General features: G+C 45.6%; 13 protein-coding genes. 2 read left to right on the top strand and 11 right to left on the bottom strand.

The features are described 5' to 3' along the window. From Q4A73_RS06735 to Q4A73_RS06700, 8 genes are all read right to left on the bottom strand, one after another. Positions 1-847: peptidoglycan DD-metalloendopeptidase family protein (locus tag Q4A73_RS06735; protein ID WP_303206688.1), on the bottom strand; the 847-nt coding region annotated here is incomplete at its 3' end. Further along, positions 834-1,997, bottom strand: coding sequence for a Mur ligase family protein (locus Q4A73_RS06730; protein ID WP_303206687.1), 1,164 nt, complete (start codon positions 1,995-1,997; stop codon positions 834-836). The genes Q4A73_RS06735 and Q4A73_RS06730, both read right to left, overlap by 14 nt. Further along, on the bottom strand, positions 1,990-3,372 hold the full coding sequence (locus Q4A73_RS06725) for a hypothetical protein (protein ID WP_303206686.1): 1,383 nt from the start codon (positions 3,370-3,372) through the stop codon (positions 1,990-1,992). Before Q4A73_RS06725 ends, Q4A73_RS06730 begins: the two co-directional genes overlap by 8 nt. Further along, a complete protein-coding gene (lptE, locus tag Q4A73_RS06720; RefSeq protein ID WP_303206689.1) occupies positions 3,353-3,868 on the bottom strand; it encodes an LPS assembly lipoprotein LptE in 516 nt (171 codons plus the stop codon). Before lptE ends, Q4A73_RS06725 begins: the two co-directional genes overlap by 20 nt. Next, the gene (locus Q4A73_RS06715) at positions 3,852-4,106 is read right to left on the bottom strand and encodes a hypothetical protein (protein ID WP_303206685.1); all 255 of its coding nucleotides are present in this window, start codon (positions 4,104-4,106) and stop codon (positions 3,852-3,854) included. Before Q4A73_RS06715 ends, lptE begins: the two co-directional genes overlap by 17 nt. Beyond that, positions 4,093-5,136, bottom strand: a complete 1,044-nt coding sequence (locus Q4A73_RS06710) for a 3'-to-5' oligoribonuclease B (RefSeq protein WP_303206684.1) — start codon at positions 5,134-5,136, stop codon at positions 4,093-4,095. The genes Q4A73_RS06715 and Q4A73_RS06710 overlap by 14 nt, the downstream gene beginning before the upstream one ends. An 8-nt stretch (positions 5,137-5,144) precedes the next feature. After that, positions 5,145-7,322, bottom strand: coding sequence for a flagellar biosynthesis protein FlhA (gene flhA / locus Q4A73_RS06705; RefSeq protein WP_303206683.1), 2,178 nt, complete (start codon positions 7,320-7,322; stop codon positions 5,145-5,147). Beyond that, positions 7,315-7,719 carry an RrF2 family transcriptional regulator gene (locus Q4A73_RS06700; protein WP_303206682.1) on the bottom strand — a complete coding sequence of 135 codons (405 nt, stop codon included), beginning with the start codon at positions 7,717-7,719 and terminating at the stop codon, positions 7,315-7,317. Before Q4A73_RS06700 ends, flhA begins: the two co-directional genes overlap by 8 nt. Positions 7,720-7,870: 151 nt before the next feature. Here Q4A73_RS06700 and rpsO point away from each other — a divergent pair, with 151 nt between their 5' ends. After that, complete coding sequence (gene rpsO, locus Q4A73_RS06695; RefSeq protein WP_303206681.1) at positions 7,871-8,143, top strand: 30S ribosomal protein S15; 273 nt, start codon at positions 7,871-7,873, stop codon at positions 8,141-8,143. Positions 8,144-8,183: 40 nt separating this feature from the next. Further along, the gene (cmoB, locus tag Q4A73_RS06690; RefSeq protein ID WP_303206680.1) at positions 8,184-9,032 is read left to right on the top strand and encodes a tRNA 5-methoxyuridine(34)/uridine 5-oxyacetic acid(34) synthase CmoB; all 849 of its coding nucleotides are present in this window, start codon (positions 8,184-8,186) and stop codon (positions 9,030-9,032) included. Here the strand turns inward: cmoB and Q4A73_RS06685 are convergent. From Q4A73_RS06685 to Q4A73_RS06675, 3 genes are all read right to left on the bottom strand, one after another. After that, positions 9,029-10,108 (bottom strand): hypothetical protein, encoded by a 1,080-nt coding sequence (locus Q4A73_RS06685; protein ID WP_303206679.1) that lies wholly within the window; start codon positions 10,106-10,108, stop codon positions 9,029-9,031. The two genes, cmoB and Q4A73_RS06685, sit on opposite strands and share 4 nt — an antisense overlap. A 15-nt stretch (positions 10,109-10,123) precedes the next feature. After that, positions 10,124-10,357, bottom strand: a complete 234-nt coding sequence (locus Q4A73_RS06680; RefSeq protein WP_303206678.1) for a hypothetical protein — start codon at positions 10,355-10,357, stop codon at positions 10,124-10,126. Positions 10,358-10,415: 58 nt separating this feature from the next. Further along, a partial coding sequence (locus Q4A73_RS06675; protein ID WP_303206677.1) for a flavodoxin-dependent (E)-4-hydroxy-3-methylbut-2-enyl-diphosphate synthase occupies positions 10,416-10,700 on the bottom strand: 285 nt, incomplete at its 5' end.

Genomic DNA, 10,700 nt, shown 5'->3' with positions numbered 1-10,700 from the left:
ATTGCCATGGAACTCTCCTTTCTTGATTAAAAAATTCATTCATATTTTTTCTTTTCAAATTAAGAAAATACAAAGGCTCTAAAGTTTTGTTGATGAAGCGCACCTCATAGTGCAAATGAGGCCCCGTAGAAAGCCCAGTATTACCGCTATATCCTATCAAATCCCCCTTCTTGACAAAGTCCCCCGCCCGGACCACATCCTTGCGATTCATATGAGCAAATACGGTTTTGAAGCCAAAATTATGCAGCAAAATCACATTGTAGCCATAGCCATTATCGCTATAGCCTGCAAATTCCACCACCCCGCTCGCTGGAGCATAAACGGGAGTGCCGATATTGGCTCGCAAATCAATGCCCGGGTGGAATTCTTTGCGCTTGAGGACGGGGTGATTCCTCCAGCCAAAATTACCCGTGATGCCCTTATTTTCAATGGGCCAACCATTGGGGATTTGATTCAGGATGCCCTGCTGCTGGTCGTTGGTGAGGTTGAGATTTTCAAGCCGCGCGCTGAGGGTGAGATTGTTTTCATTATCAAGCCCAAGAGCCTCTTCAAAAGCGGCAATTTTATCCTCGATCGCGGCATATTCCTGAGCCTTTTCGTCGAGGCTTTTTTGCATCAGTGCGTTTGAAATTTCAAGCTCCTTGCTTTTTTCAATGAGCTCTTCTTTTTTTTGATTGATATCGCTTAATTTATTGCCCAAATACTTGATATAAAAGCCGCTAGCCACTAAAAAAAACACGACAAAGGCGATGATGTATAGGGCGATTTTTTTGATGATCTGATTGAGGTAAAAATGTTTTGAGCCGTTGATGTCTGTGATTGTGATTGTAAATTTATTTTTCAACACTTAAAATTTCCTTTAAAAAACGCTCCACCAAGGAAAAAGAGCCAAAAACTAAAATTTTTTCATCCTTTTCTAAGCCACCCTCAAAGGGTCCGCATTTCATCCCAAGCGCCCTGCAAACGCCAAAAACAGCCTCATTTGCCAAGTCCCTGTCCTCATCCTCATAAACAAAAAGCGCAAGTTTAGCAACGATAGGCTTTAAACTTTTTAAAATGGCAAAGATATCCTTATCCGCGTAGGCATTATAAACGAGTCTGAATTTTTGCCCCGCAAAATGCTGCGCCAAGGCTCGCGCGGCCATTTCATTATGTCCCACATCTATGAAGAGTTTTTCGCTTATTTTTTGGCACCTGCCCATTAAATTTAAAGCTTTCAAATTCTTCAAGGCCCCCAAGCTCTCCTTCTTCAGGCCTAAAAGTTCACAGGATTTTAAGGCTAGCTTAAGATTATGCTGCAAAAAAAGCGGTAAGCCAAAGGCGCGGCTGTATTTTTCCACCTCCCGCTCCAAATCCTCCTCAAGTGCTCCTAAAACCACCAAATTAGTCCCCTTCAAAAGGGCAATTTTCTCCGCCAAAGCCAAAACTTCCCCCTCCTGCTCGCCGCTGATGAGGGTCATTTTTGCCATGACCTTGAGCTTGGTTCTTGCGATTTGCTGCAAATTCTCACCCAAAATTTGCGTATGATCCCGACCTATTTTTGTGAAAATGCTTAAGGATTTTTCAAAAACCGAAGTGGCATCATACTCCCCGCCAAGCCCCGCTTCAAAGATGATAAAATCGCACCCTTCAAACAAAATCGCAGCCAAAAAAGTCGCGTATTCAAAATAGCTTAAAGACTCCAAATCCTCCCCCAAAAGCGCGGCCAAATCGCGATGTGCCCCCTCAAGCTCCTCCCACGAAGCCGCCCTTCCTGCGTGATAAAACCTCTCACTGAAATCAAAAATATGCGGACTGCTATAATGCCCCACTTTGAAATTTAAGCCCTCCAAAAGCTGGGCCAAAAAGCGCCCCGTCGAGCCTTTGCCGTTCGTGCCTACGATGTGAATGATGGGCTTTTTGGCAAAATGCGCCTTGTATTTTTCAAAAATTCTAAGGCACAAAAAGGCATCAATTTCTCTATAAAACGCGCTTTTTCGCGCTAGAAATTCACGCATCCGTGCTCTCCATTTCTCGCAGTAAATTCTCCAAAATGCTCCCATCTGGCAGGCTTTGCTTGTCGAGGTAAGAAACGCTGATTTTAGGCGTGATCACATCCTGCTTGTAGATGAAGCGGAAATTTTCAATGCTACCCACCCCCCTCTCAACCAAAGCCGCCATTTGCTCCCTGTCCCTGCCCGGTGCGATGATGAGGTAGCTTTTTTCATCCAGCATCCAAAGCTCATCAAGCTCCCCGCAATTTTCTTTGAGAATTTTTTTAAAGCGCACGAAAATTTCATTGAGATTGCCCAGACCATATTTTTCCATGATGAAGCGATAGTTGGTGATGGAAAAAAGGACGATGGCGTAGTTGACCTTGTATTTGTGGAAATTTTCATCCAGTCTTTCAAGCTCTTTGACGACGCTATAGTCCTCTCGCGCCTCCAAATTTTGCGCGAATTGAATTTGAGCTTGGAGGCTTGAAAGCTTTTCGCCCAAATCGCGAAATCTGGCCTTCAAATCCTCAAAATTCAAGCGCACTTCTCCCTTTTCATCGGGTTTTAGGGCATGGATGAGATCCATGTTTTGGTGATTTTGCTGGCTTAAAAGAAGATAAAGCGCGTCGATTTTTTTAAGATTTTCATCAAAAAAATTAAGATTTTTCTCCACATAAGCATTATCCACCATCACCCTGCGCGAGACAAAGCCCTCCAGCTCGCTTTTAAAATGCGCCTTTGTGAGCATGGCAGGATTGTGCCGCATATGATCCGCAAAGTCTTTGATTTTCAAATCCTCCGCCAAAGAGGGCTGCAAGCAAGACTCCAAAAGCTCCGCAAAATGCCCATAAGAGCGCTCATCAAGCTCGTCCAAAAGCCTCTTAATGATGCTTTCATAATCATCGTATTTATTCAGCCCGAAAGCGGCGAGTTTTTTGTTAAAAGTCGCCGATTCGTAGCTTTCCTCCAGCTCTTTAAATTTTTTATCCAGCAAATAAATGGCCTCGCTATCCATCGTTTTGGAAATTCTGGCCGCACTGACCCTGGCCAAATCTCTGATTTTCTTGTCTTTGCTAGATTGCAAAACCCTCATCACCGTGCTTAAAAGCTCGAAAAATTCCCCAAACTGCTTCCCGCTTTGACGATTTAGAAGAGCGATGACAAAGGTCAAAAACTGTTCCAAGGTTCTAACGGACTTGTCTTGCATTTCCCTTTGAAAATGCGGCAAAAGCAGGGCTTGGTATTTTTGTATCTTTTCCTTGCTCCCGCTCGAAAAGCCACCTTTTTGGGCAAATTCTTCAAAAATTTCAGCGTAATTTTCCGGCGTGGGTTTGAGTCCCCTTTCTTTGAGGGCTATGAGGGTTTGCTTGGCTATTTCATTGATGTTTAGCGCCATTTTTATAACCCCTAATCGCCACCGCAGAAATAAACTCATCAAAAGCCTCGCTAGAAGCCGATCTGATCGCTCTCTGGCGCGCCTCATCGCTGATGATGCTGTTGGGCGAGATGTCAAAATTATAACTCCCGCTCGTGTTGAAATTCGCCTCGCTGCCGTCCTTTAAAACCAAATGAAAGCTTAGATTCAGCTTGGCTTTGTAACTGACCACATAGCCGTTTTCATCATAGACGAGGGGGATGAATTCTAAATTCGCCATGCGCACATTGATGATATCGTCCGCCTCGTGCTTGAGAGCGAGCTTGCGTCCGAGCTTTGAGATGATCATTTCCTTGAGCGTGTCGGCGACAAAGATGCTGTTTTGAGGGTCGGCGGGGTTGAGCTCCACATTGACATAAACCCCCTCGTCAAAAATCGCATCGGCAAGTTTTGAAGTGGGCAAATAGCCGCAAGCGCCCAAAAAAAAGGCAAGAAAAAGGCTAGCGAAGGGGCGCATCAAAATACTCACCGTGATGGTTTTTAAGGTAATCCACCACCTCCAGCACCTCATCGACGCCCTGCGCGGATGAGTTTTCAAGCACGGAGTCCGCATTATCAATGTAAAGCTCCACCACCTCATCAAGGCTCTCCCTCTTCGCCCCCGCATACAAAAGCATCGCCTCCAAGACGATATTGAGCTCGTATTGTAAATTTTCAATTTCCTGTTTAAAATTTTCCCGCTTAAAGTCCGCCATTTTCGCCCTCCTTTTGCAGTTTTTTGCTCGTGATCAAATCCACAATCTGCGCCTTGATGCATTGATAATTGCTCCCGTCCTTAAAGGCAGCAAAAAGCCCTCCGCTAGCGTTTTTGTGCCCCCCGCCGCCGACCAAATTTTTCGCCATCGCGCTCACATCCACCCTGCCATTAGCCCTAAAGCTCAAGGTCTTTCGCGAGCTCACATCGATGAAAAAGTCAAAGTCCTCATTCTGCACCAAGAAATCATTGCCGATGATGGAGGTGTTGCCGATGTTGGTCGTTAAAATCCCTCTGTATCCTTCGTATTCTAGGCTAAATTCCTCCTTCATCAAAGAAAGCTTTTTGACGATAAAGGCCGAAATTAAATTCGCCAAAGTATCCTCGCCCTCCCTTGCAAAAAAGTCCTTTTTGATAAAATGCACGGCATTTTCAAGCATGATGTGCGCATCCTCTTGCTCGATGAATTTCCTCGCTCTATCTAGCAAAAAAAACATATATAAAACATTATCATCCCGAAACATCACGCGGTTGATTTCCTTCGCGCCACTGATGAGGTTTAAAAAAACCTTCCCCAGCTCAAATTCCGCAGCATTTTTGAGCCAAATATCCACCGCATTCACCACCCGCACGAAGCGCTCAAGCCCCGCATCCTCGCGGCAAATTTTAGAAAAAAAGTCATAAACGATGCGCGCCGCACAGCGCGAAGCGTCCAAAAAATACCACGCATATTTTTGCATGCACTCAAGTCCGCTTTGATGATGATCAAGAAGCAAGAGATGAATTTTTTTTCCCGCGATGAGCTGCTCAAATTCCTCGCATTGGGCTAGGGTTAAATTCAAGTCCGTGATTAAAATCACCGCCCTCTCCGTGCCGTCTTTTTCTATGTCGCCGAGGATGGTTGCGATATTTTCGCTGATTTCTTTGCCGTAGTTGGAGTTGTAAAATTTCACATCTTTGAAGTAAAAATTAACCACATACTGGCAGGCATAGCCGTCCAAATCCGTGTGTGAAAGATGATAAATTCTCATTTTTTTCCTTAAAGTTCTATTTTGATGATGCCCTCAGTGTTGAAATTTGTATTCTCCGCGATCTCCGCAAAGCTCAAAACCACGATGTTGATATTAAAATTATAACAAAGCTCGGCGATGAATTTCCTAAGCTGAGGCTCGACACAGAGGATGAAAGGCTTGATGCGTCCCCCCGATGCGTTCGCCACTTCAGCCCTCAGGGTATCGACCATCGCCCCCGTTTGCGCCACGCTTAGGGGCAAGTGATAGCTACCATCCTTAAACTGCACATTTTCCATCAAAACCGCCGAGCTAGCAGAATCTAAAATGAAAATGTCCAAATTCCCCTTCTCGTCCACATACATATTGGTGATCATCCGCGCCAAACTCGCCCGCACATGCTCGATGATCATATCAAAGCTCTGACTCACCTCAGCAATATCGCTCATCGATTCGAGGATGGTAAGCATATCGCGGATGGGAATTTGATGCTTGAGCAGGTCCTTGAGCACCTTTTGGATGAGTCCTACAGAAAGCACCTTGGTCGCGCTCTCGACGATGATGGGATACTCGCCCTCAAGCTTGGTGAGCATATTTTGCACCTCCTGACGCGTCAAAAGCTCACTGGCATGCTTTTTAATGAGCTCGCTCATGTGCGTTGAAATCACGCTCGCAGGATCGATGACGATGTAGCCATTGAGCGTGGCCTCGTCCTTTAAATTCGTATCGATCCACAGGGCATCGGAGTTGAAGGCTGGCTCCTTAGTCGCGATGCCCTCGACCTCCTCGGTGATGAAGCCGCTATCCATGGCGAGGTATTTGTCGGGGTAAATTTCGGCATTGGCTAGGGACACGCCCTTGAGCTTGAAGCTGTATTCATTGGGTCTTAGCTTGAGATTATCACGGATGCGAATTTTGGGCATCAAAAAGCCAAGACTCTGCGCGATGGCACGGCGCATCGAGCGGATGCGCTCAGTGAGCTCAGTTTCGGCGAGTTTTATCAGGCCATAACCCAGCTCAAGCTCTAAAATTTCAACCTTAAGAATGTCATTGATCTTAAGCTCTTCTTCCTTGATGATCTCTTCCTCGCTTTTTTTAGGCGCACTCGAAAGACTCCCGCCCGACAAGGCCCCTCCCTCATCCGTGGGTTGGGGCTTTGCCTTTTTGACATTGACGATGTCGATCTTGCCCTCCCTGACCTGCTTGGTTAAAAAACCAAGACTCAAAAAAACCAAGGCCATGAAGCCCAAGGACAGGGTAGGAAGCCCCGGAACCAAGGCAAACATGAACAAAACAAAGCCTACGATTAAAAGGGTGCGATACTCGCTCAAAAGCTGCGTGAGCGTGCCCTCTGCGAAATTTTCCTCGTCCTTGCTGGCCCTGGTGATGATGATGGCTGTGGCGGTGGAGGTGATGAGGCCAGGAATTTGCGAGACCAAGCCATCGCCTATGGTGAGGATGGTGAAGGTGTTTGCTGCATCGCTAAGGCTCATGTCGTGCTGGAAGGCGCCGATCAAAATCCCGCCGATGAGATTGATGATGGTGATGATGATGCCAGCAACCGCATCGCCCTTGATGAATTTGCTAGAGCCGTCCATCGCGCCGTAAAAATTTGCCTCCGCGATGACCTCTTGGCGTCTCTCACGGGCGGCCTCCTCATCGATGAGTCCGGCGTTTAAATCCGCATCGATGGCCATTTGCTTACCCGGCATCGCATCGAGAGTGAAGCGCGCCTGCACCTCAGAAACCCTCGTGCTACCTTTGGTAACAACCATAAAATTTATAAGAACCAAGATGCAAAAAACCACGATGCCGATGACCATGTTGCCCCCCACGACAAATTCGCCAAAGGCGGCGATGATTTCACTCACGGCGCCTGGGCCATTTTGCCCCTCGCTGAGTATCATCCTCGTGGTGGCGATGTTGAGGGAGAGTCTAAAAAGCGTGATGATGAGCAAAATCGTAGGAAAGGTCGTAAGATCCGTAGGGCGTGGGATGTAGATGGAGATGAGGATGATCAAAACCGACAAAGAAATGCTCAAGGCCAGAAAAAAGTCCAAAATGGCGCTTGGCAGGGGCACGATGATGATGGCTAGGATGCAGACGATGAAAAAGACTATCGTGAGGCTTTTCACTTTGATGATGGGGGCGACGAGTGGCCCTAAAAATGGAAAAACGAGGTCGAGGATCTTATTTTTTTTAGCCATTATTTTTGATGATGTCCGCTAGAGTGATGGATGCTAAAAAATCATCGATTTTATCTTGCAAATTCACAAGCATGGGCATGAGGGAGCAGTTTTTTTCCTGATGACTGGGGCAAACCCCCCCACTGCACTCAAAGACGCTGATGTCCTTTTTTTCAGCGCTATTGATAATCTCCCTGACGCTGTAATCTTTGGGCTCCTTAACCAACATAAAACCGCCCTTTGCGCCCTTGTAGGAGTGAAGCAGACCATCGCGAGCTAGAGTTTGCAAAATTTTCGCCAAAAAACTTTTAGAAATATCAAGCTCAAAAGCCATGGTATCAACATCCTGCGGGACATTTTTTTGAGAAATATAGATCAAAGAAAGCAAAGCATACTCACTGGCCCGGGTAAAAAGCACAGAAACTCCTCTCCTAAAATGATGAAAAAATTGTATTGAAAAATCTTAAAAAAACGGCTTAAAGGCTTTAAAAATTTTGAATTTCAGCTTATTTTTTGCTTCATTTTAATAAAATCCGTGCTTTTAATTTCATACCAATCAGGAGGTCAAAATGGCTTTGGATTCGGCTAAAAAGGCAGAGATTGTCGCAAAATTTGCCAAAAAGGCAGGAGATACGGGCTCTGCGGAGGTGCAAATCGCTCTGTTGAGCGCTAGAATTTTAGAACTCACAGAGCATCTTAAAATCTACAAAAAGGACTTTTCTTCAAGGCTTGGACTTTTGAAACTCGTAGGACGCAGGAAGAGACTTTTAAGCTATCTCAAAAGAAAAGATCAGGCTTCTTATACTAAAATCATCGCTGAGTTGAAGCTCAGGGATAAATGAGGCACTAGAGCCTCACTCTAGCTCAAATTCAAGGCAGTTTGTGCAGTTTCAAGATCACCCCCTTCTTTCAAAAATCAATCTTTTACGAAAATTACAATGCAGCCTCAAACTCACGCAAAGCGTGGAAATTAGCAGCGATGGAAGTATGGGAGATTTGATCGAAGAGCTAGCTCTAGCCCTCAAGCCCTGGCGCAAGGGTCCTTTTAAGATCGACGCGCTTTTTATTGATAGCGAGTGGCAGAGCTTCATTAAATTTGACCTTTTGAGGCCCTTTATGGACGCGCTTGGTGGTAAAATCATCGCCGATGTGGGCTGCAACAACGGCTATTACATGTTTAAAATGCTGGAATTCAACCCCGCAAAAATCGTAGGCTTTGACCCCAATGTCCAATACCGCCTCCAGTTTGAACTCATCAACGCCCTCGCTAAAACGAGCATTGAGTACGAGTCCTTAGGCGTGGAGGATTTGCCGGGCTTCGCGCTTAAATTTGATGTGATTTTTTGCTTGGGCGTGATCTATCACCGCAGCGATCCCGTGAAAACGCTAAAGAATTTAAAGGCAGGACTGAGAAGGGGCGGGAGCGTTTTTTTGGACACTATGTATATTGAAGATGAGCGGGAGATTGCCCTCGTGCCGAAAAAAACCTACTCCAAGATACCCAACATCCACTTCATTCCATCCATCCCCGCTCTAAAAAACTGGTGCGAGAGGGCGGGCTTTAAAAAATTTGAGCTTTTAGCGACCAAAAAAACCGACAAAAATGAGCAGAGAAAAACGGCGTGGATAGATTCGTATTCTTTAGAAAATTTCCTCAAGCCCAATGATGAAAATTTAACCTGCGAGGGCTATGAGTCCCCTAAAAGAGTCTATGTGCGGCTTGGAATTTAAGCCCTCAAATCCAAAAATTTATCCCCCAAACTGAAAGCCGCATTTTCAAAAAGCTCCCTAAAAAGCTGCGCCATGTCGGCCATTTTCTGCTCTACATCCTGCGCATCCTTGCAAAGCTTAGAGAAAAATTTTTGCGCCAGTTCTTTTTCATCGGGGCTTAGGCTCTCAAAGCCCTGCGTCAAAAGCTTGGTGTAAATTTTCGCCTTCTCATCGCTTTCTTCGTCATTTTTGAATTTATCCTCGACTCTTTGCCTAAATTCTTCTTGGATTTTTCTTTTAAATTTATCCAAAAGCTCTTGCAATTCCTCAGGAGATTTCGCTGTGCCAAAGGGATCGTTGTCCAATATCGCGCTAAGATCAGCCTTGATGAAATCATGAAACTGATATTTATCAAAATCCGTATAAAGCACCTTGCCGTCAAAATCATCATCCATGCCCAAAATTTTATCCAAAGCCAAAGCCAAAGTATCACTGGTGAAAAAGTCCTTAAATTTTTCCCGCAGCTCCTCTCTCAAAGAGCCAAATTTCTCATAAGCCCTAATGCCACCCAAGGTAAGCTTAGGATTATCATAGCACATGGCAAACCACTGCGGCGTGAAGAAGGATTTCAGCTCCAACCTTTCTGCATCATCAATAAGCCCGTCTTTGTTCGCATCGGCGCCTTTGTAGTTTAAATTTCTAGCCACTTCCTCATACCAGCCCCGCACGAAATTCGCCGCCGCGCCGTTGAAAAGATAGGAGTTATCTCCCCTTTGCTCCACCCCGCCAAAGTGCCTTTGCACCAGCATGATGCTCCTAGTACTGAGCTTAGTAAAGCGGATGGTATCGGCTCCATCAGCAAAATACACCCGCAAAAGGTCCTTTTCTAGCTCACGGGCCTTTTGGTTTTTTAGGCCCTGCGCTTCATCGATGAGGGGGCTTACTTTGTCGATTTTTTCGTGGATGAGGGCTAACTCCTCGGCATTTCTCTCATAAGTGGTAGAGTTAATATCCGCCCTGTAGGGGATGGTCCCATGCATGGGTCTATCGTCAATGGTCTTATGATAGGGATTGAAAGAGCCAATAAGTAACTTCATAATCAAACAAATTTCTTAAGGTTTATAGGTTTGCAAACAACGCTTATAACCTATGGTGCCAAATCCATACCAATTTGCACAAAGTGCAGCATTATAATGATAATTGTTGTTGTTGAAATATCCCGGCCTATAAGGTCTATGCACGGAATAGGGATTCGTGTGGTAATTATAAAGTCTATTTTCACCAGCCTTCAAATTCCCTACCAAAAAGGCATTACAAATAGCAGCCAAAAGGGCCAATTTTCTCATTTTTGTTTCCTTAGAAGTCAATTTCATCGTGGTACTATCGTAATTTTGTCGGAAAAATTCACCCCCGAGAGGCTGCGTCCTCGACCTCCTCCAAAAAACGCTCCACAAGCTTGTCCTCCTTGAGCTTTGCCACGACCTCGCCCCGTCTTATCACTAGCCCCTGACCCTTGCCGAAGGCTATGGCGACATCCGCGCCCTTTGCTTCACCCAGAGCATTGACCACGCAGCCCATCACGCTGATGTTTAGGGGGGTTGTGATGTGGGCGGTTTTTTCCTCGACGATTTTTATCGCGGCTAGCAAGTCGCTTTGAAGGCGTCCGCAAGTGGGGCAGGAGATGATATT

The organism is Campylobacter sp., from assembly GCF_030528245.1.
Lineage (GTDB): Bacteria > Campylobacterota > Campylobacteria > Campylobacterales > Campylobacteraceae > Campylobacter_D.
This window is presented reverse-complemented; position numbering and strand designations above follow the sequence as displayed.

What these genes read in the sequence shown, in the direction of transcription:
- Q4A73_RS06730 (WP_303206687.1), bottom strand. Translation starts at nt 1,997, where the DNA reads ATGCGTGAATTTCTAGCGCGAAAAAGCGCGTTTTATAGAGAAATTGAT.
- Q4A73_RS06725 (WP_303206686.1), bottom strand. Translation starts at nt 3,372, where the DNA reads ATGGCGCTAAACATCAATGAAATAGCCAAGCAAACCCTCATAGCCCTC.
- lptE (WP_303206689.1), bottom strand. Translation starts at nt 3,868, where the DNA reads ATGCGCCCCTTCGCTAGCCTTTTTCTTGCCTTTTTTTTGGGCGCTTGC.
- Q4A73_RS06715 (WP_303206685.1), bottom strand. Translation starts at nt 4,106, where the DNA reads ATGGCGGACTTTAAGCGGGAAAATTTTAAACAGGAAATTGAAAATTTA.
- Q4A73_RS06710 (WP_303206684.1), bottom strand. Translation starts at nt 5,136, where the DNA reads ATGAGAATTTATCATCTTTCACACACGGATTTGGACGGCTATGCCTGC.
- flhA (WP_303206683.1), bottom strand. Translation starts at nt 7,322, where the DNA reads ATGGCTAAAAAAAATAAGATCCTCGACCTCGTTTTTCCATTTTTAGGG.
- rpsO (WP_303206681.1), top strand. Translation starts at nt 7,871, where the DNA reads ATGGCTTTGGATTCGGCTAAAAAGGCAGAGATTGTCGCAAAATTTGCC.
- Q4A73_RS06685 (WP_303206679.1), bottom strand. Translation starts at nt 10,108, where the DNA reads ATGAAGTTACTTATTGGCTCTTTCAATCCCTATCATAAGACCATTGAC.
- Q4A73_RS06680 (WP_303206678.1), bottom strand. Translation starts at nt 10,357, where the DNA reads ATGAGAAAATTGGCCCTTTTGGCTGCTATTTGTAATGCCTTTTTGGTA.